Annotated in this window: 20 protein-coding genes; 5 read left to right on the plus strand and 15 right to left on the minus strand. The window is 46.0% G+C overall.

Going from position 1 to position 22,137, the window contains the following annotated elements; translation table 11 throughout:
• Positions 1–44: 44 nt before the first annotated feature.
• A complete protein-coding gene (locus tag E2R66_RS03825; RefSeq protein ID WP_133226205.1) occupies positions 45–1,673 on the minus strand; it encodes an NADP-dependent glyceraldehyde-3-phosphate dehydrogenase in 1,629 nt (542 codons plus the stop codon).
• Between the two features lie 175 nt (positions 1,674–1,848).
• Between E2R66_RS03825 and E2R66_RS03830 the strand changes: the two genes are divergently transcribed.
• Entirely contained in the window at positions 1,849–3,048 is a 1,200-nt protein-coding gene (locus tag E2R66_RS03830) for an AAA family ATPase (RefSeq protein WP_133226203.1), read from the plus strand.
• Positions 3,042–3,611 (plus strand): DUF4276 family protein, encoded by a 570-nt coding sequence (locus E2R66_RS03835; protein WP_133226201.1) that lies wholly within the window; start codon positions 3,042–3,044, stop codon positions 3,609–3,611. Before E2R66_RS03830 ends, E2R66_RS03835 begins: the two co-directional genes overlap by 7 nt.
• Positions 3,612–3,674: 63 nt before the next feature.
• Here E2R66_RS03835 and pgl read toward each other — a convergent pair whose 3' ends face one another.
• The 8 genes from pgl to E2R66_RS03875 all read right to left on the minus strand — a co-directional run bounded on the left by pgl (position 3,675) and on the right by E2R66_RS03875 (position 13,106).
• Positions 3,675–4,403 (minus strand): 6-phosphogluconolactonase, encoded by a 729-nt coding sequence (pgl, locus tag E2R66_RS03840; RefSeq protein WP_133226199.1) that lies wholly within the window; start codon positions 4,401–4,403, stop codon positions 3,675–3,677.
• Between the two features lie 6 nt (positions 4,404–4,409).
• Positions 4,410–5,921 carry a glucose-6-phosphate dehydrogenase gene (zwf, locus tag E2R66_RS03845; protein ID WP_133226197.1) on the minus strand — a complete coding sequence of 504 codons (1,512 nt, stop codon included), beginning with the start codon at positions 5,919–5,921 and terminating at the stop codon, positions 4,410–4,412.
• A gap of 147 nt (positions 5,922–6,068) precedes the next feature.
• Positions 6,069–7,496, minus strand: coding sequence for an NADP-dependent phosphogluconate dehydrogenase (gndA, locus tag E2R66_RS03850; protein ID WP_133226195.1), 1,428 nt, complete (start codon positions 7,494–7,496; stop codon positions 6,069–6,071).
• Between the two features lies 1 nt (position 7,497).
• Positions 7,498–8,121, minus strand: coding sequence for an HAD family hydrolase (locus E2R66_RS03855; RefSeq protein WP_133226193.1), 624 nt, complete (start codon positions 8,119–8,121; stop codon positions 7,498–7,500).
• Positions 8,122–8,312: 191 nt separating this feature from the next.
• Positions 8,313–9,407, minus strand: coding sequence for a transaldolase (gene tal, locus E2R66_RS03860; protein ID WP_133226191.1), 1,095 nt, complete (start codon positions 9,405–9,407; stop codon positions 8,313–8,315).
• Positions 9,408–9,540: 133 nt separating this feature from the next.
• The gene (gene rpiA / locus E2R66_RS03865) at positions 9,541–10,236 is read right to left on the minus strand and encodes a ribose 5-phosphate isomerase A (RefSeq protein WP_133226189.1); all 696 of its coding nucleotides are present in this window, start codon (positions 10,234–10,236) and stop codon (positions 9,541–9,543) included.
• 83 nt (positions 10,237–10,319) lie between these two features.
• Entirely contained in the window at positions 10,320–12,326 is a 2,007-nt protein-coding gene (gene tkt, locus E2R66_RS03870) for a transketolase (RefSeq protein ID WP_133226187.1), read from the minus strand.
• A 24-nt stretch (positions 12,327–12,350) separates the two neighbouring features.
• Positions 12,351–13,106 (minus strand): ROK family protein, encoded by a 756-nt coding sequence (locus tag E2R66_RS03875; protein ID WP_133226185.1) that lies wholly within the window; start codon positions 13,104–13,106, stop codon positions 12,351–12,353.
• 423 nt (positions 13,107–13,529) lie between these two features.
• Between E2R66_RS03875 and efp the strand changes: the two genes are divergently transcribed.
• Positions 13,530–14,093, plus strand: coding sequence for an elongation factor P (efp, locus tag E2R66_RS03880; RefSeq protein WP_133226183.1), 564 nt, complete (start codon positions 13,530–13,532; stop codon positions 14,091–14,093).
• Between the two features lie 80 nt (positions 14,094–14,173).
• Here the strand turns inward: efp and E2R66_RS03885 are convergent, their stop codons facing one another.
• The 6 genes from E2R66_RS03885 to E2R66_RS03910 form a co-directional block, all read right to left on the minus strand.
• On the minus strand, positions 14,174–15,082 hold the full coding sequence (locus E2R66_RS03885) for an alpha/beta fold hydrolase (protein WP_133226181.1): 909 nt from the start codon (positions 15,080–15,082) through the stop codon (positions 14,174–14,176).
• A gap of 35 nt (positions 15,083–15,117) precedes the next feature.
• The gene (locus E2R66_RS03890; protein WP_133226179.1) at positions 15,118–16,695 is read right to left on the minus strand and encodes a M1 family metallopeptidase; all 1,578 of its coding nucleotides are present in this window, start codon (positions 16,693–16,695) and stop codon (positions 15,118–15,120) included.
• A 51-nt stretch (positions 16,696–16,746) separates the two neighbouring features.
• Positions 16,747–17,046, minus strand: a complete 300-nt coding sequence (locus E2R66_RS03895) for a hypothetical protein (RefSeq protein ID WP_134737902.1) — start codon at positions 17,044–17,046, stop codon at positions 16,747–16,749.
• 37 nt (positions 17,047–17,083) lie between these two features.
• A complete protein-coding gene (locus E2R66_RS03900; protein WP_133226177.1) occupies positions 17,084–17,851 on the minus strand; it encodes an exodeoxyribonuclease III in 768 nt (255 codons plus the stop codon).
• 100 nt (positions 17,852–17,951) lie between these two features.
• On the minus strand, positions 17,952–18,653 hold the full coding sequence (locus tag E2R66_RS03905; protein ID WP_133226175.1) for a peptidylprolyl isomerase: 702 nt from the start codon (positions 18,651–18,653) through the stop codon (positions 17,952–17,954).
• A gap of 173 nt (positions 18,654–18,826) precedes the next feature.
• On the minus strand, positions 18,827–19,171 hold the full coding sequence (locus tag E2R66_RS03910; RefSeq protein ID WP_133226851.1) for a hypothetical protein: 345 nt from the start codon (positions 19,169–19,171) through the stop codon (positions 18,827–18,829).
• A gap of 138 nt (positions 19,172–19,309) precedes the next feature.
• On the opposite strand from E2R66_RS03910, the gene E2R66_RS03915 reads away from it, so the two are divergent.
• Together E2R66_RS03915 and E2R66_RS03920 are read left to right on the plus strand one after the other, a co-directional pair.
• A complete protein-coding gene (locus E2R66_RS03915; protein ID WP_133226173.1) occupies positions 19,310–19,642 on the plus strand; it encodes a hypothetical protein in 333 nt (110 codons plus the stop codon).
• 64 nt (positions 19,643–19,706) lie between these two features.
• Positions 19,707–22,001 (plus strand): TonB-dependent receptor, encoded by a 2,295-nt coding sequence (locus E2R66_RS03920; RefSeq protein WP_133226171.1) that lies wholly within the window; start codon positions 19,707–19,709, stop codon positions 21,999–22,001.
• Positions 22,002–22,137: the final 136 nt, after the last annotated feature.

Consider the following 22,137-nt stretch of genomic DNA (forward strand, 5'->3'; position numbering starts at 1 on the left):
GAAAATAGTTGAGCTACTATCGACTATGGACCACGGACTATTGACTAAAGAATATACTTCGTACTCAAAAAATTCGAATCGTTATCATTTACAATCTCGTTGATGAGCTGCTTATTAATCTCGTTCATTTTGGTTGCCACCAGTGAGCGGATAGAGAACGAGCGCAATGCATCATGTACCGATAAGGTTCCTTCTGCGCTATCCTTGCGCCCCGTGAAGGGGAATACATCCGGCCCGCGCTGGCACTGGCTGTTGATGTTTACGCGGCTCACCAGGTTCACAAAGGGGTCTATCAGTGCCGAAATCTCCTTGGCATCGTTACTGAAGATACTCACCTGCATGCCATGCGGCGAATCTATCTGGTATTGGATAGTTTCCTCAATATCTTCAAATGGTATCACCGGGATGATCGGGCCAAACTGTTCCTCTCGGTACAGCTTCATTTTCTCGTTAACCGGGTACACCACCGCCGGGAAAACGAACGATTCGGCAGTTACGCCGCCGTGCTCGTTCATTACGCTGGCTCCGTTGGAAATGGCATCCGCTATGCATTCTTTAAGGTAATCGGGTTTATGCGGCTCGGGCAGCGGGGTAAGCTTTACGCCATCTGTCCAGGGCAGGCCGGGTTTCAATGCACTTACGGCCTCGCTTAATAGCTTTAAAAAGTCGTCTGCCACTTCCTTTTGTACAAATATTACTTTGATGGCCGTACAGCGCTGCCCGTTGAAAGATAAGGCACCCAATATGCACTCGCTAACGGCAAGCTTAAGATCGGCATTTTTGGTAACGATGGCGGCGTTCTTAGCATCCAGGCTCAACACCGCACGCAGACGGTTAATTTTTGGATGCCGTTTCTTCAGGTCGTTAGCAACCTTGCTGCTGCCGATAAAGGCCAGCACGTTGATCTTACCGGTCGCCATCAGGCCGGGCGTAACTACGGCACCTCGGCCGTAAACAGTGTTTACGACACCTTTAGGGAAGGCATCCCTGAATGCCTCCAGCAACGGGTAGTGCAACAGCGTACCGTGCTTAGGCGGTTTAAATAAAATGGTATTGCCCATTATAAGGGCGGGTATCAGCGTAGTAAAGGTTTCGTTAAGCGGGTAATTGAACGGCCCCATGCACAGTACCACACCGAGCGGGGAGCGGCGTATCTGGGCTACCAGTCCCTCCGCCATTTCGAAACGGGAAGATTGCCTGTCAATATCTTTTAACCCATCGATTGTAGCGTTGATGTACTCCACCGTACGGTCGAACTCTTTGGCAGAGTCTGCATAAGATTTGCCAATCTCCCACATAATGAGTTTTACAATGAGCGTTCGTTGCTCAATCATCTTATACACGAATTTATCCATGCATTTGATACGGTCTACAATGCTCATGGTAGGCCACGCGCCGCGGCCGTTGTCGTAGGCTTTCAGGGCAGCTTCCATTGCTTCCATGGCCTCATATTCTCCGCAAACGGGATAGGTGCCAATCAGCTTACGTTTCAGCACGCCATCAGCATCGGGCAGCATTACGGGCGAATACACCTCGCTCACGTCGCCATCCCATTGGCGCATTTCGCCGTTAACCAAATATTCGCGCTGGTGGATTTCTGCTATACGGTGCTGCTCGGGAATTTCCTCCTCGGGCACAAACATACTTAAGAGTTGTTGTTGGTAATCTTGCATAGATAGGGCTTTTGATGTATGCTAAAATACGATTGTTTAGAGGGGAAAGCAACATGCGAAGCGAAAGGTTTTTGGGAAATTGACGATAACGTGGTGTTAGCTGACTTATAAACAACTCAAAGATTGTTTATATTTAAAAACGAATACATTTGTATTAAATCATTGGTTTATATTTATGCCTACTGAAGTTGCAGAGCGACCACGAGTTTATCTTGATAAAGTTCACCTTAAGGGATATAAGTCTATTGAAGACCTTACTATAGATTTTCAAAAGGGGTTGAATATTCTTATTGGGAAGAACGGTGCGGGGAAGTCTAATTTTTTGGAATTTATTCATCAGGCGGCGCACACAGACGCAAATTCTAAAATTTTATTTAAGTATGCTAACCTTAGATTCTTATCTGAAGATAACCATACGTTTGTGCTTGAATTAGAAAAAGCCACTTATAACAGAATTGACAAAGAAAGTATTCCAGATGCCATAAATGTATTCGAACGTTTGATTATTGATAATCAAACTGTGCTTGATACGACTAACGAATCAGATTCCCGCACTGCATTCTTGTACTATGGGAGGAAAATCTTTTATAGGAAACTAACAAGATTGTTTATCAATTTAGGGTATCAAAATATATATCCGTTGTATATTAAATTTAATCTCCCAAATAAACTTACTTGTATAGATATTCCTGGTACGCTCCGCATTGGCTTAGAAAACGAATTTTATTACTGGATATATCCCGATACATTGCCATTTATCAGCGAGATTTTTTGGAAAGTTGAATCTTCATATGATGTGGATGATATAGATACAATTAGCAAAATTTCGGTGCCTGCTATAAACGAACATTTAATTTTCAACCAAGACATAGTCTCATCTTTAAAGAAATTTACACCAATTGAAGATGTAAAGTTTAATACCAGTCTAAATGTTTATAAGGATGAAAAAAGCGTTACTATTGAAAATATCAAACTGGAGTTCTTAATAAACGGAAACTGGTTGCCTTGGTCTCAATTGTCCGACGGCACGAGACGTCTTTTCTTTATTGTCTCTGAAGTAATTTATGCAACTGGTTTTGTATTAATTGAAGAACCCGAGCTCGGCATCCACCCTCATCAATTTCACCTATTGATGAATTTCTTAAAAGAGCAATCAGAAGATAAGCAAATTATACTTTCCACACACTCCCCTAAAGCGTTGGACCATTTGAATGAAAACGAATTAGGGAATATATTAATAGCCGAGTACGATTTAGCAAAGGGCACTCAAATCCGCCACCTTACCGATGAGGAGACCGATAAGGCGAAAGAATACATCAAAGAAGTTGGCTTTCTTAGCGATTACTGGCTTTTATCCGATTTAGAACAATGGTAAAAGTTGGGCTTGTGGGCGAAGACCCGAACGATACTTCTTCAATAAAAAACTTATTAGCAAAAAGGTACAATGATAGAATTCATTTTGTTCCCTTGCTGCAAGGTACAACGGGGACAGGCTTAGATACCTTAAAGTTTAGAAAAGCATTAATTGTAGAGTTCAAGCGCAAACAATGCGCGTTTGCTATTTGCATAAGGGACCTTGATGCATTGAAATCTCAAACAGATCAACTCAAAAAGAGGGTTCAATGGTTCAACAACCTAAACGAATCTATTAATAACCAAGGCGTGTTACTACTGAATATTTGGGAGTTAGAAGCATTGGTTTTTGGCGACATAGAAACCTTCAACAAAATCCACAAGATAAATCACAAGTCCAATAAGGACCCAATGTTTATTCAAGAGCCCAAAGAAGAACTAAAAAAAATAACACGTAAATCTCAAAACCCATATAAGGAATCTCATTGTCCCGACCTTTTCAAACAATTAAATATTGATAAGATTGAAGCTAAATGCAGTTGCTTTAAAGAGTTTATCAAAGAGCTAGAAGGCAGGCTAAATTAGCAACTAAAAGAGAAAGCCAATAACATTGCTGTTATTGGCTTCGTATGCGTTCTAAACGTAAACTTATTTCTTCTCCAGTTTCCCTGCTGCCCCCTCATCCATAAACCATTGCAAATCGCCATCGCTGGTTTCTACAATCAGTTGGGCGGGGTATAGTTCAATATCCTTATCGTCTTCCAAAATATGTTTCACCGCTTCTGCCTTGCCTTCGCCGTACACCAGGAATGCGATATGCTGCGCATTGTTGATGAGCGGAGCAGTAAAGGTGATACGGTTCATTTTTACCTCATCGATGTAGAGCGCCTGTACTGAGGCGCTCTCGTCGTGCAATACCGAAGTATGCGGGAACAGTGATGCCGTATGCGAGTTATCGCCCAGGCCAAGAATAATCAAATCGAAACTGGCGTTTTGCCCGTCGAAGAAATCGATTAAATTGCTGGTATATTGTTTGGCGGCCTCATCGGCACCCAATTCGGTTTGTACCGGGAACACATGGGCAGGGTTTATCCCCAGCGGATCAAACAGGGTGTTCTTCGCCATCAGGTAATTGCTCTGCGAATCTGTCAACGGTACATCGCGCTCGTCGCCAAAAAAGAACCAAACCTTTTCCCACTCTATTTTATCGCGGTAATCGCTTACCAACAATTCATGCAGCTTTTTGGGAGAACTACCGCCACTTAGCGCAACGCTAAAGCGGCCATTTTTTTCTATAGCCGCTGCGGCGGTGTTGGCAAAGAATTCTGCCAGGCTGGCTAGTACCTGGTCTGCAGTTTTAAATATATTCAGTTTCATAAAACCTTATTTTTTGCCGTTCACAGGTATAGTGAACCAGTTGAAACCATCTCGTGCAATTAATGCCTCAGCGGCTTCCGGCCCCCACGAGTCGGCAGAATAATTAGGGAAATTCAGGCTCTTTTTATTGTGCCAGGTGTTCAATATCGGCATAACCAGCTCCCATGCGGCCTCTACCTGGTCGCCACGCATAAACAGGGTTTGGTCGCCATGCATGGTATCCAGTATTAATGTTTCGTACGCTTCAGGTGCCTGGCTGGTATAAGTACCTTTATAATCAAACACCATATCTACTACATTGAGTACCATATCTATGCCCGGGCGTTTAGCCTGTACCTGCAAACGGATGCTCATCTCGGGTTGTATGCTGATGATGAGCCTGTTTTGCTGCCAGCTTTCCGCCGCTTCGGTTGGGAATATCAAATGCGGTACATCTTTGAATTGTATAGTTATTACCGATGACGATTGGTGCAGCCGTTTGCCGGTACGCACATAAAAAGGCACACCCTGCCAACGCCAGTTGTCTACAAAAAACTTAAAGGCGGCAAATGTTTCGGTGTTAGAATTCGGATCAACCTTTGCTTCTTCGCGGTAGCCGGGCACTTCCTTACCTTTCATCCAGCCGCTGCCGTACTGGCCACGTACGGCGGAGTTGCGTACATCTTCTGGTGTAAAGCGACGCATGGCTTTCAATACGTCAACCTTACGGTCGCGCACTTCATCCGCAACAAAACTAACCGGCGGCTCCATGGCCACGTGGCAAAGCAATTGCAGCAAGTGGTTCTGTATCATATCGCGCATAGCGCCGGAGCCATCGTAGTAATCGCCGCGGTCTTCTACGCCCAGCTGCTCGGTTACGGATATCTGCACGTGTTCGATATAGTTACGGTTCCATAGTGGCTCCATAATGGAGTTGGCAAAGCGGAACGCCATAATGTTCTGTACGGTTTCTTTGCCCAGGTAATGATCTATACGATAAATCTGGCACTCATCAAAAATGCCTTTCAGCAATTCGTTCAATTCCTTGGCGGTCTCCAAATCGTGGCCGAAAGGTTTCTCGATGATGATACGCACCCTATTCTTATCCTCAGCCAGTTTGGCTTTATGGATATTGGAGGCGATGATCGGGAAGAAGTTTGGCGCAACGGCGAGGTAAAACAGCACGTTGGCCGTGGTTTTCCATTCTTCGTTATGGGCAGCTATGCGCTTGCCGAACTCCTTGTAAGTTTCGGCATCGGTAGCATCAGATACCTGGTAGTAAATGTTGTTTACAAACTCGGCCCATTTCTTGGCATCGGTTTTACCGCTGCGCGAGAATTGGTCTATATCCTTATGCAAGTTGTCCCTAAACTGCCCATCCGTAAGCTTGGTACGGCCCGTGCCGATGATGGAGAATTGCTTCGGCATCCAGCCATCTAAAAAAAGATTGTAAAGAGCAGGGGCAATCTTGCGGGAGTTAAGGTCGCCCGTGCCGCCAAAAATGATAAATATGGTAGGGTCAGACTTTACATTACTCATTGTCGTAGTGTTTTAGAAGCAAGAATTGAAGAACCAAGAACCAAGAAAAGCCCGATTGGGGGATATGCCTTTTTTGATTGATGCCCTCTCTGTTTCTTGCCTGTTGTATTAAATTCTTGAATCTTGTTTCTTGATTTCTTACCTCTCTTAGTCTTTAGGTACCCATTGCGTATGGAAGGTACCCTCTTTGCCTATCAGCTCGTAAGTGTGTGCGCCGAAATAATCGCGCTGCGCCTGGGTTAAGTTAGAAGGCATGCGTTCGCTGCGGAAAGCATCGAAATAACTTAAGGATGCAGCAAAGGCCGGTGCAGCAATACCCGCAGCAACTGCCAAGGATACTATTTTGCGTATGCCTGGTAGGGTGCCTTGTACCAAAGCGGCAACATCTGCATCGAGCAGTAGGTGCGCCAGCGATTGGTCTTTACCGTATGCGCCGTAGATATTCTCGAGGAATTTTGAACGGATGATACAGCCGCCTCGCCAGATTTTAGCAATCTCATCCAGCTTAAGCTCGTATTTGTACTCAATAGATGCGTTGGAGAGCATGTGCATGCCCTGCGCGTAGCTGATGATCATGGTAAAGTAGAAAGCCTGCTCCAGCGCGGCAACCAGTTCTTCGGTATTACCCTCAATAGCCTGGTGATCTTCGGTACTGTAGATGCCGGCTGCTTCGGTACGCAAGGCTTTGTATTTAGACATATCGCGCATTGATACTGCGGTATCTACCGTTGGGATAGGTGCCTGTAGATCCATTGCGCTTTGTGATGTCCATTTACCTGTGCCCTTGGCGCGGGCCTCGTCCTTAATATCATCCAACAACAGGTGGTCGGTACCAGGTGCTTTGTATTTGAAGATGTCTTTAGTGATATCTAACAGGAAGGATTGTAAGCGGCCCTCGTTCCACTCGGCAAAAATCTTACCAATGGCTTCGTTATCGAGCTTCAATCCTTTTTTCATGATCTCGTAAGTCTCGGCAAGCAATTGCATAATACCATACTCGATACCGTTGTGCACCATCTTCACAAAGTGACCCGATGCACCCGGACCGATATAGGTTACGCACGGCACGCCATCAACCTTAGCCGCAATGGCTTCGAATATCGGCTTCATTACGTTATAGGCTTGCTTATCGCCGCCCGGCATCATGCTCGGGCCTTTGCGCGCGCCTTCTTCGCCACCGGAAACACCCATGCCAAAGAAGTGCAGGCCAATGGCTTCCAGTTCTTCCACACGGCGGTTGGTATCGGTAAAGTGGGAGTTACCGCCATCTATCAAAATATCGCCTTTTTCCAACAAGGGAACAAGCTCCTCAATTACAGCATCTACAATTTTACCGGCGGGTACCAGCATCATAATAGCACGCGGGGTGGTTAGGCTTGCGATAAATTCTTTTACATCGCCAAAGCCTTTTGCCTTGCGGTCGCCCGCTTCTTCGTTTAAGGAAGATATTTTACCGGCATCTTTATCGTGCCCGGCTACTGCGAAGCCATGGTCGGCCATATTGAGCAGTAAGCTGCGGCCCATAACACCCAGGCCTATCATGCCAAAGGCATATTTATCTGTTGTTGCGCTCATGTTATTTGAGGTTTTCGTCTTTAAGGTCGTTTAATATTTTTTTAGTTGTCTCGAAGTCGGTATGCTGAAAGGCACGGATGCCTAGTTTTTCGGCTGTTTTTACGAACATGATACGGTCGTCGAAGTACACGCACTGCTCGGGCGGGGCCTGCGCAATACCCATGGCCAGCTGCCATATACCCGGGTCGGGTTTACGCATTTTTACCTCGCAGGAGGAAATAAATGCGTCGAATGCCTCGTGCAGCTTGAATTTCTTTACCCGGTAATCGTTCAGTTCCTTGCCCTCGTTGTTGATGGATATTACCCGGAAACCGCAGTTCTTCTTCCACTCTTTCAGGTAAGCCAGCATATCGGGCAGTTCTTTCGACTGGGCATACATAAACTCTTTAAAATCTTCGCGCACGAATTCGCGCGGATGATTAAAGATTACGGTATCGAGGTACTGATCAAGCGTGATGCTGCCAATTTCGTACACGTTGAAGATGAAGTTATGCAGGGCGTTTACTTCTTCGTAATCGAGCCCGAACTTCTTCGCAGCTTCCTTACGCGATTCGTGTCCCCAGCCGTTAGTCAGCAAAATGCCGCCTACGTCGAAAAAAAGGATCTTGAGGTCTTTGTATTTCATTGGGCAGATATTCTATTGCTCCCCTCTTGAGAGGGGGTGTGTTGGACTGAGCGCAATGGCAGGGGTGTGTTTGCCACGCTGGTCAACACACCCCTCCACCCCTCTCAAGAGGGGAATCACGCAAGGCCCTCGTTTTTTAGCTGTTCAAGACGCTGTTTTTTACCAGCCCTTCGCTTTTAGCTTCGGCTTATTTAAACTTTTGCTTTTTGCTCTTCTATAGCTTTCAGCAGTTTCTCGAAAGGCTTGTTGAATTTCTCGATGCCTTCGTCTTCCAATTGCTGGGTAATAGCGTCCAGGTCAATACCTAATTCTGGTAATTTGGCTAAAGTTGCAGTTGCTTCGTCTAAACCTAATTCCAGTGTATTGGCAGCAATACCATGATCGCGGAATGCATCAACAGTTTCCAATGGAACGGTATCAACAGTATCCGGGCCTATAAGCGCCTCTACATATTTAGTATCTTTAAATGCAGGGTTTTTGCTGCCGGTGCTTGCCCAAAGCAAACGCTGTGGTTTTGCGCCCTCTGCCGCCAATTTTTCCCAACGTTCGCCACTGAAAACGCGTTTGTATATTTCGTATGCTTTTTTTGCCGATGCGATAGCAACCTCGCCAACCAATTCTTTGTGACCAGCAGCTTCCAGTAATGGATCTACAGCTACATCTATACGACTAAGGAAGAAACTGGCAACTGATGATATATGCGCAATTTTATGGCCTGCGGCTAAATGCTCTTCTAAACCAGCGATGTAGGCATTGGCTACTTCTTCGTAGCGCTCTAAGCCAAAAAGCAAGGTAACGTTGATGTTGATGCCTTTGGCTATAGACTGTTGTATGGCTACCAGGCCCGGTTTTGTGCCCGGGATTTTTATCATTACGTTTTTGCGGTCAACCTGTTTCCAAAGCAGTTCTGCCTGTGCAGCGGTGCCTTCGGCATCAAGTGCCAAAAATGGCGATACCTCTAAGCTAACATACCCATCGGCACCAGCCACTTCTTCGTTATAAACACCTTCAAACAACGCGCAGGCTGCTTGGATATCTTTTACCGCTAAACCAAAAAACAACTCTTCGGTGGTTTTTGCATCGGCACCAAGTGTTTTGATATCTTCATTATAATCTGAACTGCCGGTGATGGCTTTCTCGAAAATTGCCGGGTTAGAGGTAACGCCTCTTACGCCATCTTCGTCTATCAGTTTTTGCAGTTTGCCCGAAGCGATAATCTCGCGGTCGATAAAATCAAGCCAAATGCTCTGGCCGAAATCATGTATTTGTTTAACGTTGTTTGCCATGTTCAGGAATATTAATGTTAATTAGTCTTAGTTTTTCGGTGTATTTCTTTAAATTTCTTCAAAATTCTTAATAAATCCGGGCTTTGCTGTTAACCCAATCTCATCGTTTGGTTATCGCAGCGTAAAAACAATTTTAGCTGTTTGATGCTACCAAAATCTCCAGTTCAAAACCCATAAAAAGTCCGCTCTCTATCACCCCGGTTATCGACTTGATGTCGCGTTCCATCGTATCGGGTACGGCATCAAAATAGCAATCGAGTATCAAATTGTTATTCTCAGTAATTACCGGACCATCCTTGCCTTTTGCCGGGCGTAAGACGATGCTGTTTGCGCCCAGTTTTTTCAGTTCGGCTTCCACATGCAGTAATGCCTGCGGGAACACCTCAATAGGGATAGGGAAATTGGTATTTATCTTATCTACTATCTTGCTATCGTCTACAATTATATAGCTGCGCTTGCTGCTGGCTATCAAAAGCTTCTCTTTGAACATGGCCCCGCCGCGGCCTTTTATCAGGCTGTTTTTGGGGTCCACCTCATCGGCACCATCAAAAAGCCAATCGGGCGTATGCTCGTACAAAGTCGTCATGGGTATGCCCAACTTGGATAGAAACATCGATATTTCTATGGATGTAGGTATAGCCAGCACGTTTAGCTTTTCGGCCTTGATGCGTTCGGCAATAGCCAGCAGCGCCATATAAACCGTTGAGCCCGATCCCACGCCCAGTATATCGCCATCTTTTACCATTGCGGCAATTTGCTGCGCTACCTTTTGTTTACCAACAGGGTTGATAATTTCGGAGGACCATTTAAGTTCGCTTATTAAACTCATATTTTTGATAGAAGCAAGAAGTCAAGAGCCAGGAAGCAAGACAGACGTTCCAATCTTGATTCTTGACTCTTGATTTCTTATATCTATAATAAAGCTTTCGCTTTGTTAACTACATTATCTACGGTAAAGCCGAAGTGTTTGTACAAGTCTTCTGCCGGGGCCGATTCGCCGAAGGTGGTCATGCACAGCGTGTCGCCTTCGTCGGTAGTGTATTTATGCCAGCCCATTGGTGAGGCCATTTCTACCGCCAAACGTTTGCGGCTTGCTTTTGGCAATACCGATTCTTTGTAGGCGGCATCCTGCGCTTCAAATAGCTCCCATGATGGCATGCTCACCACGCGGGTAGAGATGCCTTCTGCTTCCAATTTAGCTTGCGCATCCATCACCAGGGCTACTTCAGAACCGGTTGCCAGTAATATCAGATCGATTTCTTTACTGGCTTCTGATACCACATAAGCACCTTTTTCTACGCCGCTTGCTTTGCCGTATTTATCCTGATCGAGGATTGGTAAGCCCTGGCGGGTGAAGATCAATACCGTCGGGCCGCCTTTTTTCTCTATCGCTACTTTCCAGGCAAATGCGCTTTCGTTGGCATCTGCCGGGCGGATAACGGTAACATTAGGGATAGCACGTAAGGTGGCTAAATGCTCTATCGGCTGGTGGGTTGTTCCATCCTCTCCTAAACCAATACTATCGTGTGTATAAACGAATATCGGGCTGATCTTCATGATGGCTGCCAAACGTATCGGCGGGCGCATATAATCGGCAAATTGCAAAAAGGTTGCGCCAAATGGCAGCAAGCCTTTTGTTAAAGCCATACCGTTCAATGCAGAGCCCATGGCATGCTCGCGGATACCGAAGTGGAAGTTGCGGCCTGCACGGTTTTCTGAAGTGAACGAATCGTATTCTTTTAAGTTAGTCTCGGTAGATGGAGCTAAATCTGCCGCACCGCCAATTAAGTTTGGCAGACCTGCAGCAATGGCGTTTAATACCTTACCTGATGCCTGGCGGGTGGCCATCTTCGGATCGGATGCTTTGAAGGTGGGTAGTTTATCGGCCCAACCTGCCGGCAGTTCGCCCGATACTGCGGTTTCGTATTCCGCAGCCAGTTCAGGGAATTTGGCTTTGTATTTGGCAAACAGTTCGTTCCATTTGGCCTCGGTTTTTTCACCGCGTGCGCCTTTTGCATGGTAGTACTCTAATACTTCGGCAGGTACTTCGAACGATTTCTCCGGATCGAAACCGAAGAACTCTTTTACCAATTTGATCTCATCGGCACCCAGCGGCGAACCGTGCGAACCTGCAGTACCCGATTTGTTCGGGCTGCCGTAAGCAATCAGTGAGCGTACGCGGATCAATGATGGTTTCTGCGTTTCAGATTTTGCGTTGATCAATGCCAGCTCTAAAGCATGAGTATCGTTTACATCGGCAATTTCCTGTACATGCCAGCCATAAGAACGGAAGCGGGCACTTACGTCTTCGTTAAAGGCGATATCGGTACTGCCTTCTATCGAGATGTGGTTATCATCATATAAGTAGATCAGGTTGCCCAGTTGCAGGTGGCCTGCTAAAGAGGCTGCTTCAGAAGTTACGCCTTCCATCATATCACCATCGCTTACTATGGCGTAGATGTTATAATTGAAAAGATCGAAACCGGGTTTGTTGTAGCGGGCTGCTAAGTGTTTTTGACCTATTGCAAAACCAACGCCGTTTGCGAAACCCTGGCCTAATGGACCGGTAGTCACATCAACACCCGGTGCCAAACCATATTCGGGGTGGCCGGCGGTTTTGCTGTTCATCTGGCGGAATGCCTTGATATCGTCTAAACTCAGGTCGTAACCTGTTAAGTACAGGAAATTATATTGTAAGATACAAGCATGGCCTGCAGAAAGGATAAACCTGTCGCGGTTGGCAAAATCGGGGTTTTTGGGGTTGTAGTTTAAAAACTTGGTCCACAATACATGGCCCATTGGTGCCAGCGCCATTGCGGTGCCAGGGTGGCCAGAGTTTGCTTTTTGTACTGCATCCGCAGAAAGTATCCTTACGGTATCTATCGCTAATGTTTCGAGTGCTTGATTTGGTTTTTCCATCGTTGTATTAAAAAGAAAAGGTAATTATTTTGTTGGTGTTGCCATTGCAACGTGCGTAACCGGGTGTTTATCTTCTGCCCACAATCTGGCCCCGCCTTTTATGCCATCGGCATTGGTTACTATCTTCATGTTTTTATCCAGCTTAAACGTAAGCTTGTCAGAGTTACCTCCGCCGATATATAAGTAGTCGTAATTGAATACGGTTTTCATAATCTTGAAAACCTTTTTTATACGGCTGTTCCATTTTTTTACGCCCTCTTTATCCAGCGCACGGTCGCCAATGTATTCATCATAATCGCGGCCTTTTGATACAGGGTGATGTGCCACTTCCATGTGAGGCAGCAGGTGGCCATCCATCAATAAGGCAGTACCGAAACCGGTGCCCAACGTAATCACCATCTCCAGGCCCTTGCCACTTACCACGCCGAGGCCCTGCATATCGGCATCATTTACTACCTGTGCATCTTTACCCAGGGCTTCTTCCAGCTTTGCTTTAAAGTTGATGTCTTTCCAAAGATCGTTGCCTAAGTTTGGTGCCGTGCGTACCACGCCGTTGCGCACATAGCCTGGGAAACCAACCGACACCTTATCATAACCGGGGAAGCTTTTCACCAGTACGTTTATGGATTTTATTACATTCTCGGGACTGGCTGGTGATGGTGTAACCACCTTTTTATAATCCATCTTCAGGTTGCCTTTGCTATCTAATATGGTAGCCTTTATGCTGGAACCGCCGATATCTATCGAAAGTATCTTTAACTGGGCAGGTGTTGTTTTCATGAACCGGTGATGTTAGTGGTCGTATGCTTTGCTCTGGTTTTAAAGTTTGTAAATATCACATTTTTAATAATAAATAAGCATAAATGTATATCAAAACGCTATACTTTATTAAATCTTAACCCTATATTAATACCCACAAAGCACCAAAACGTTTTGATATAGTCTAACTCTGGCTAAATAAGCTGTTTATTTTAAAAAGGTTGGCGCACTAATGTAAAAAGTGGCTTTTATGACATTGACTAAACAAGAATGGAGTAATTGACATAGCGTTGCGGATGTGCGGATTTCAGATTTCAAATGTGCAGATGGGAAAAGGCTTCGCACAGCCATTCTTCTTAATTTGTTGCCGAAATTTGGGGCAAATCTGAAATTTGCACATTTACGCTCAGATAATTAATTTTGCCTCTCAATCGTAAACTTAATATGGCAAAGGCATCTGATATAAAAAACGGCAACATCCTTAAGTTCAACGGGGAGTTGGTGCAGGTAGAAGAGTTTTTACACCGCACACCTGGTAACCTGCGTGCATTTTACCAGGCGCGTATGCGCAACGTGCGTTCGGGTAAATTGGTTGAATACAGGTTCAGGACCGATGAAGAGGTAGATGTACGCCGAGTAGAGACCGGAGATTACCAATACTTGTACGAAGACGGAGATGCATTGGTGGTGATGGATAACGCCACGTATGATCAGCACAACGTACCTAAGGCTTTATTCGGCGCAGCGGTGAAATTTTTGAAAGAAGGCACGAACGTTATCGTAGCTTTTGAAAGCGACGAACCGATAATGGGCTCTATCCCCGGCTCGGCCGAATTAGAGATTACTTATACCGAACCAGCAGTAAAAGGCGATACCTCAACAGGTGCGCAAAAAAACGCTACCGTTGAAACTGGTGCCGAGATCCGCGTACCCTTATTTATCAACATTGGCGATAAGGTAAAGGTTGATACCGCTACCGGCACATACGTGGAGCGGGTGAAAGGGTAGGCGAAGCCCCCCAGCCCCCTGAAGGGGGAGCAAGATATTTGAAGCCTCCATTTTAGGGGGCTTTTTTATGTGGGATGCTTTTATCGTAAGCGTTTGATGATGGCCCCGGTGTACGCTATTGCCGCAGCATAGGTCTCGATACCGTGGCCTACGTTGTTAAATACCTTAACTTCTTTTAAGTTGCTGATTTTTGCCATTGCGGCTGCTGCTGATTTTTGGTGGGGGAATAAAATATCTGCTGTACCCTGTAGCAGGTAAGTTGGAGTTTTTACTTTTAGTAGTTCCTTATCCATATCATACGGCTTTTGGGTATTGTCTTTATACCGGCTAATGGCGAACACTTCGTAGTCTACGAGTAATTGCTCTGCCTCCAGCGAAAGTTGGTGCTCCGGCTTGCAAAACACAGCGTTATCTAAAAAAATCCGCACATTCTTTTCGCTGGTAGCCAGTATGGGCAATAGATTGTAATAAAGGTTTTTTATGGTAAGCGAGAACGATTGCAAACAGCCAGGATTAAGCAAAAACGCTGCATGCACTTTTTGCGGGTGTGTGATGCAAAGTTTCATGGCAATCAGCCCGCCGAAAGAGGCACCTGCGACATACGCCCTGCCGATGTTCAATTTATCCAAAACTTCTGCCGCCCATTCTCCATAATCAGCTGATTTAATATCAGGTGTGCCGCCATCGCTCAGGTTGGGCAGTCCATTGGTTTCTACCAGATATATCTTAAGCGGCATGCCGAAGTTAGAGAGCCCGTTATCCAAATCCCAAAATAAAGATGTGGTGCGCGCACCCGGGAATATGACCAACGTTTCAGCATCTTTCAGCCTGGTGTTTACGCCCCACGCTTGCGTTTTGCCCAATGCAGTCTCTATTTCGATGCTTAGGTAGGTTTTGTTATTAGCCTGCTCCAGGCGCGCAACCCAGTTTTTAAACCAGGCGGCATCCTGTTCGGGGTTTTTGAAATAAGAGGTATGTTTTATTTGCATTGTCATAAAAAGAGGTCGATCTGCTAGCAATGTATTCAATCAGCAATCTTTATCGTTGCTAACAGATTAACATTCGGGTCGAATACGATATCACCCGATTCGGCTGTGAACTTCATGGTCATTTCTTTTTCCGTTACCCTGATAATCCCGGCTTTCCCATCAATCGTGAATTCTAAAGGGAATTCGTAAACGGTGTCCTGCTTCTGGATGATGTGCAGCGTTAAAGTTTTTGAAGCCTTATCGTACGTTTTCTCAATCGTTAATGCTGGGTGCCCCGCTGTGTACAACCATTGTTTGAAGAATGGTTTCAAATCCACGCCGCCGACTTGTTCCATTACGGCGCATAGGTCGTCGGTATTGGCATTTTTATCTTTGTATTGCGTGTAATAATTACGGATGCCTTTCCAGAATAGTTCGTCGCCCAGTTTGCGGCGCAGCATGTGCAGCACCCAGCCGCCTTTTTGATAGCTGTTGGCATTCAGCAATTTCATGTAGTCGCCGTTTATTGTGGTATCTACAACAGCCGCGAAATGTGTTTTTTCCAACGCAAATACGGTCGCCTTATCTGCCAGCAACCGCTGCTCAAGCTGTTTTGTGCCATATTTGCTTTCGAGGTATAGGTTGGTCATGTAGGTGGCAAAGCCCTCGCTTAACCACAAGTTAGGCCAGGTTTTTTCGCTGGCTGCATCGCCGAACCATTGGTGGGCAATTTCGTGGGCCATCAATTCTTCTATCGTGGGGCTTTTTACCGATTCTTCGAAATAGAAAATGCAGCTGGCATTCTCCATGCCGCCGAAAATGGTTTTTGATTGTACGTTGGCCAATTTCTCGTAACTGAACGGACCAACGTTTTTGATGAAGAACGGCAATATCTCTTTAGCCACTGCATAACTTTTAAAACCCGTACCCTTATCCTCGGGGAATACATAGGTATAAACGGGGATGCCGTTAACATCTCCTGTATGATCTATAGCAAAATCGGCTACGCCTATTACCATAACTTTGGTAGAGATGGGGGCATTCTCGCGCCAGTGCGTTAGTTTAAAATTGCCGGGCAAAGTTTGCTCTTTTAATTTAAGCCCGTTGGCCACAACGCCATAGTGGGCTGGCGCGGTTACGATAAATTCGACGGTTGCTTTATCCGAGGGGTGGTCTGCACAGGGTAGCCAGTTTTGCGCACGGTTGGGCCAGTTATCTCCGAAAAAGGTGCGGTGCTTGTAGTTATTGGTGGAGATAATCAATCCATCGGCAGGTATGCCGCTGTATTTGATGGTATAGTTGTGGGTGCTGCTAGTAGTAACCTTTGTGCTGATGACAAGGGAAGTGCTATCCTGTTTGAACACCAACGCCTTGCCACCTTCTGTAACGGATGATACCAGCATGCCTTTGCCATTGGTTTTCTTTTTAACCAAATCGAGGCTGAAGGCATTTACGGTTTTAAGGAATTTCACCTGCACTGTGGCTTGCCCTTTTATGTTGTTATTAGCATCGTTGAGTTGCAGGGCAAATTTGTAATGAAGCACATCTATAGGGGCACCGGGTTGCTGGGCCTGGGCCGATAGCGTATATGTGACTACAAATGATAAAAGGAAAAGCTGACGAAGTTTGAGCATGGCCTAAATTTAATAAAAATGGAAAGCTATCCTACGCATTTAGCGGTAGTACTAATAAATAACAGGCCTCAATTGTATCTCGTGAAATCCTGCTGGATACCAAACGCCCCTAAACGTACTAGGTAACATGTTCAGCAGAACGTGTCCCACATCCAAAGTGGAGACATCAATGTTCTCTATACACATGGTAACATGGGGGAATAACATATTTTCAAAAACGGTTTTGCTGATGGTGTCGATTGCATCTTCATAGCTGTACGCGGTTACCCCTACACCGAAAGCAGGCATATATTGAAGGGGGATATCCTCAAACTGAAACCAATATCTCTTTAAATGTGGATTCTTTTGCATATATCAACTTCTGTTCCCCCTTCAGGGGGTTAGGGGGCTAAAACTCCAATTCCAGCAACACCGGGCAATGGTCAGAGTGCTTTGCTTCGGGCAATATGGCCGCTCGTTTGATATTGCCCTCAAGCTCTTTACTCGCCATGGCATAATCAATACGCCAGCCCAAATTTTTCCCGCGTGCACCTGAGCGGAAACTCCACCAGGTGTAATTGTGCGGCTCTTTGTTCAGATGGCGGAAGGTATCTACAAAGCCCGACTCGATGAAGTTCTCCATCCATTCGCGCTCTTCGGGCAAAAAGCCGGATGAGTTGGCATTGGATTTTGGGTTGTGGATATCGATAGCGCGGTGGCAGATATTGTAATCGCCGCAAACCACCAGCTTAGGGTGCTCTACTTTCAGCAGGGTGAGGTACTTGCCGAATTCGTCCAGGAAACGGTATTTGAATACCTGCCGTTCATCGCCGCTGGAGCCGGAGGGGAAGTAAACACTCATAACCGATACCTCATCAAAATCCACACGGATGCAGCGGCCCTCGCGGTCGAAATCGGGGATGCCGCAGCCATATTCTACATGGTTGGGCAATATCTTGCTGAAAATCGCGGTGCCGCTGTAGCCTTTCTTTTCTGCCGGGAACCAGAAGTGCTGGTAACCCAACGCATCTATCAGGCCCAAATCGGTGAGTACATCGGGCGTGGCTTTTATCTCTTGCAGGCAAACTACATCGGCATCGGTAGCCTGTAGCCAGGCCAGCCAGTTTTTATTGATGGCAGAACGAATGCCATTGACGTTATAGGTGATTATTTTCATGCCCCCTCCGCCCCCTAAAAGGGGTACTTTACTTTAAAAGTTATCATTGTTATGTTTAAGTTTAGCCGTCAAAAGCTCCCCCTTTAGGGGGCTGGGGGGACTAAAGCCCAAGCAATTTGTCCAAAGCCTTACACGCGCTCTTTTTCAATACCTCTACGGTCATCGGTACATTAACGAGCGGCCTGTCACGTGCATCCTTTTTAACGGCGGCTATAAGGTCAACCATATCTATGCCGGTTACTACCTCCCCGTAAACAGTGTAGTTTTGGTCCAGGTGGGGCGAGCCGCCAACTGTGGTGTAAAAGTCGCGCTGCCAGGCGGGGATTTTGCGGCCCTTAAGGCGGGTCATCTCCAGGGTATCTAATTTGCCGGGCGTAAAACGCTTGCCCTCTACAATATAAAACTGACAACCGCTGGATGCCTTTTTGGGGTTGTCTTCGCGGGCAGCGGCCAACACGCCACGTTTGTGGAACAAGCTATCGCGGAATTCAGCGGGGATGGTGTATTTCACGTCGCCGTTGCCCAGCTCGGCACCGGGTTTTGTTTTGCTGGTATCGCGCGAATCTGGATCACCGCCTTGTATCATAAAATTCTGTATCACCCGGTGGAACAGCGTGCCATTGTAAAAGCCCTGTTTTGCCAGCTTGATAAAGTTATCGCGGTGCAGGGGCGTTTGGTTATACAGGCGTATGATACAATCGCCGTAGCTGGTGCGTATACGCACGTACTGGTTCTTTGGCGGCCTGGCAAAGGCAATGCTCACCGTAAGCAGGAGTAATGTAAGGGTAAAAAGTTTCTTCATATAAGTTATCAGAAGTTGGAAAGGTTATTAAAAGTTAAAAAGGTTGGAAGGGTTGTAAAAACGTTAAAATAGGTATTGTCGTAAAAAATTTAAATGTTTACTAAAGATATATCGTTACGCCCGATTTTCCAACCCTCAACCCTTCCAACCTTTTTAACCTTTTCAACTTAACGCTAATAACCGTTCTCATCGAAATAGGTAATAATAAGCGATTTAATGAGCAATTCCTGCTCTAGAATAGCGTAATTGGGAATGGTTTTTACTAATTTCCAGTGCGGCCAGCCATCCTGGTCCTGCCCCTCCAGTTCGTAAAAGCCCATCTGGCTAAACAGCTTGCAATTGGCTATGTGCATCAGTTCTTCCTTTTGCCTTTTGCTGAATTTGCGGGGGCCCTGCCCCAGTTCCTGCACGCCAATTAAAAACAGCAGTACTTTTATGTCGGGCTTTTCGTTATCAAAGTCGGCTGCAATGCGGTCCTGTAATTGGGCGAACCTCTGGTTAATTTCGGCGGGTTTCATGCCGGCAAATATACGTACGCCGCACTGTTTAAAATTGTCATCATTACGCGCAATTAACAATATTGTTACCATACAAACATGGCGTTAGCATATTATTAATTAGCTTTGCATAAAATTGCCAAAAGCACATCAACTATTGTGAAAAAAAGCACTCTCCATATTTTATACGCCTGGGCATTGCTGCTTTGCTTTGCAACCGGCCAGTATATGGTATATGCCCACCAGCACAACCAGATAAAAAATGTGCATGCCTCATCCTGTCACGATTGTAAATCCTCTACCCACACTATCGTAAAAGAAAAGTGCGAGGTTTGCGATAGCATGCACCATGTTGCTATGGACCTTTCGGTAAGTGTGGCCTATATGCACACGCTTATTACCACTACGCATACATTTAAATCGCCCGTTTACGATTTTACCAGCATAGCCCTCATATTAGCTGCCGGGCGTGCTCCTCCTGTTGTTTCTTAATAAACACCATTCTTAATCAAGCCGCTATTACGTGGCATTTTACCGGATTTTTATTTTATTTATTATGAAACTGAAACTCATTAGTTCCCTTTTTTTCCTGTTTATACAATTTGCGGCATTTGCCGATGCTAATATTATTAAAGGTAAAGTTGTTGATGCCAAAACCAACGAAACGCTCATCGGCGCTGTGGTTAGCGTCCCCGATCTGCATATTTCTGTAGCTACCAGCGCCAATGGCGAGTTTGTACTGCGCTCGGTGCCCTCAACGGGCAAATATGTGGTGCAGGTACAATATGTAAGCTACAAAACCATTACCCAAACGGTAGATTTTGCTTCTGCCACGCCGTTATTATTTGCCATGCAGGCCAGTGTAGTAGAGGCGCACGAAGTGGTGATAACCGGCACGCCTATTACGGCAGGCAGCCGCAGCAACAGTACATCGGCAACCGTGGTTGGAAAGGAACAGTTGCAAGGCTCATCTACCAATTTAATCGATGCCCTTGCACGCCAGGTGCCAGGCTTTAGCCAGATTACCACCAGCCAGGCTATTTCTAAACCCGTTATACGTGGACTAAGCTATAACCGCGTAGTTACCCTAAACGATGGCGTTAAACAACAGGGGCAGCAATTTGGCGATGAGCACGGTATAGAGATAGATCAGTTCCAGGCCGAACGCGTGGAAGTATTGCGTGGCGCAGCATCATTAATGTATGGCTCTGATGCATTAGGCGGCGTTATCAATATCATCGACCCGCCTTCACCGGCAGAAGGAACGGTTAAAGGCGAAGTGCTGAGTAATTACTCCACCAATAGCGGCCTTATCAATACCTCGTTAATGCTAACCGGCAACGAGAATGGCTTTGTTTGGCGTGGGCGCGGCACTTACCAAAACGCGCATTCGTACAATACGCCTGCCGGCTACTTTCAAAACAGCGGTTTTAACCAAACCGATGTTAATGGCATGCTGGGCGTAAACAAAGCCTGGGGGTATTCGCATCTTAACTTCTCGTACTTTAAAACCAATATTGGCTTTTTTGATGCCGAACCCGGCGATAACCTGTACAGCAACACCACCAGCCGCACGCTTGATTACCCTAAGCAGGATATCCGCCATTATAAATTAGCATGGAATAATAACTTTATTTTTGGTGGCAGCTCGCTTAAACTCGATCTCGGTTTCCAAAAAAACCAACGCCGCGAGCTGGAGGATAACCCAAGTCCGGTACTATTTTTCGACCTGAATACCTACTCGCTGGATGCCAAATATTATATGCACGAATTTGACGGCTGGCACCCGGTAATAGGCCTTAGCGCCAGCCTGGGGCACAGCGTAAACAAAGGCGTTGAGCTGCTGGTGCCTGCATACGATGAATACAGTACCGGCGCTTTTGGTTATATTAAAAAAGTGTGGGATAAGAACACCTTCAGCGCAGGGCTGCGGGTTGATTATATTCAGAACAAAGGCAAGCAGCAGTTTGTGGATGGCGAAGAGGTTTTTACGGGCTTCGATAACAAATTCGGCAACCTGAGTGGTGCACTTGGCTATACCCATGCCTTTAATGATGCGCTAAGCTTTAAAGCTAACGCAGGCACAGCTTTCCGTGCGCCAAACCCTGCCGAACTGGGCTCTAATGGTGTACACGAAGGTACCAATCGTTACGAAATTGGTAACGGTAGCTTAGCCCCCGAGCGCAGTTACCAGGCCGATGCCACGCTGGAGTACGGCTCCGGCTTCGTAACCGGCAGCTTCGGTATTTATGAGAACTATATCCACAATTACATCTACGCATCAAATACCAACAACGAGCAAATTACGGTTATCGACCCCACTACCAACCAGCCGCGCAGCTACGACGCGTATCGTTACGGCCAAGTGAACGCTAACCTTTATGGATTTGAAGGCAACTTAACGCTGCACCCAGTAGCTTTCCTGCATTTTGAGAATACATTTAGCTACACCCGTGCGCAAAATGAAAGTTTCGACAGGCCGTTGCCGTTGATACCGGCAGGCGTACTGCATAACACCCTGCGTTTTGAGCCGAAGGTAAAAGGCCTTTCAGATTTTTATCTGTCTGCAGGTATAGATAATTACTTTAAGCAAACCCGTATCGATGCCACCTTTGAAACCCCTGCAGATGGTTATACTTTGCTGAATGCCGGCGTAGGTGCTACCTTTAAATTGGGCGCGCAGCCTTTGAAGATATATGTATCGGGTAATAACTTAACCAACAAACGCTACTACGATGCCCTTAGTCGTTTAAGGCCGGGCCGTTACAGCCAGGAAGACCCCACCTTTGGCGTGTACAACCCGGGGCGCAATATCACCTTCGGCTTTTACCTGCCGTTTGGTACCAAATAGCCAAAACAACAATTAATGCGAATCAAGAGTTAAATATTAGGTAAATAAAGGCAGCGGCAATTTTGCCAAAGACATGTACAAGCAAGCCCTTTGTTGACCTTACTTTGTTGGCTCTCTGGATGTCGGTTTTTTCGAT

The sequence above is a fragment of the Mucilaginibacter psychrotolerans genome (assembly GCF_004519315.1).
In the GTDB taxonomy this organism is placed as follows: domain Bacteria; phylum Bacteroidota; class Bacteroidia; order Sphingobacteriales; family Sphingobacteriaceae; genus Mucilaginibacter; species Mucilaginibacter psychrotolerans.

What these genes read in the sequence shown, in the direction of transcription:
- gndA (WP_133226195.1), bottom strand. Translation starts at nt 7,496, where the DNA reads ATGAGCGCAACAACAGATAAATATGCCTTTGGCATGATAGGCCTGGGT.
- E2R66_RS03825 (WP_133226205.1), bottom strand. Translation starts at nt 1,673, where the DNA reads ATGCAAGATTACCAACAACAACTCTTAAGTATGTTTGTGCCCGAGGAG.
- tal (WP_133226191.1), bottom strand. Translation starts at nt 9,407, where the DNA reads ATGGCAAACAACGTTAAACAAATACATGATTTCGGCCAGAGCATTTGG.
- zwf (WP_133226197.1), bottom strand. Translation starts at nt 5,921, where the DNA reads ATGAGTAATGTAAAGTCTGACCCTACCATATTTATCATTTTTGGCGGC.
- efp (WP_133226183.1), top strand. Translation starts at nt 13,530, where the DNA reads ATGGCAAAGGCATCTGATATAAAAAACGGCAACATCCTTAAGTTCAAC.
- E2R66_RS03900 (WP_133226177.1), bottom strand. Translation starts at nt 17,851, where the DNA reads ATGAAAATAATCACCTATAACGTCAATGGCATTCGTTCTGCCATCAAT.
- E2R66_RS03875 (WP_133226185.1), bottom strand. Translation starts at nt 13,106, where the DNA reads ATGAAAACAACACCTGCCCAGTTAAAGATACTTTCGATAGATATCGGC.
- E2R66_RS03835 (WP_133226201.1), top strand. Translation starts at nt 3,042, where the DNA reads ATGGTAAAAGTTGGGCTTGTGGGCGAAGACCCGAACGATACTTCTTCA.
- pgl (WP_133226199.1), bottom strand. Translation starts at nt 4,403, where the DNA reads ATGAAACTGAATATATTTAAAACTGCAGACCAGGTACTAGCCAGCCTG.
- E2R66_RS03895 (WP_134737902.1), bottom strand. Translation starts at nt 17,046, where the DNA reads ATGCAAAAGAATCCACATTTAAAGAGATATTGGTTTCAGTTTGAGGAT.
- E2R66_RS03905 (WP_133226175.1), bottom strand. Translation starts at nt 18,653, where the DNA reads ATGAAGAAACTTTTTACCCTTACATTACTCCTGCTTACGGTGAGCATT.
- E2R66_RS03830 (WP_133226203.1), top strand. Translation starts at nt 1,849, where the DNA reads ATGCCTACTGAAGTTGCAGAGCGACCACGAGTTTATCTTGATAAAGTT.
- tkt (WP_133226187.1), bottom strand. Translation starts at nt 12,326, where the DNA reads ATGGAAAAACCAAATCAAGCACTCGAAACATTAGCGATAGATACCGTA.
- E2R66_RS03885 (WP_133226181.1), bottom strand. Translation starts at nt 15,082, where the DNA reads ATGCAAATAAAACATACCTCTTATTTCAAAAACCCCGAACAGGATGCC.
- E2R66_RS03910 (WP_133226851.1), bottom strand. Translation starts at nt 19,171, where the DNA reads ATGAAACCCGCCGAAATTAACCAGAGGTTCGCCCAATTACAGGACCGC.
- E2R66_RS03920 (WP_133226171.1), top strand. Translation starts at nt 19,707, where the DNA reads ATGAAACTGAAACTCATTAGTTCCCTTTTTTTCCTGTTTATACAATTT.
- rpiA (WP_133226189.1), bottom strand. Translation starts at nt 10,236, where the DNA reads ATGAGTTTAATAAGCGAACTTAAATGGTCCTCCGAAATTATCAACCCT.
- E2R66_RS03855 (WP_133226193.1), bottom strand. Translation starts at nt 8,121, where the DNA reads ATGAAATACAAAGACCTCAAGATCCTTTTTTTCGACGTAGGCGGCATT.
- E2R66_RS03890 (WP_133226179.1), bottom strand. Translation starts at nt 16,695, where the DNA reads ATGCTCAAACTTCGTCAGCTTTTCCTTTTATCATTTGTAGTCACATAT.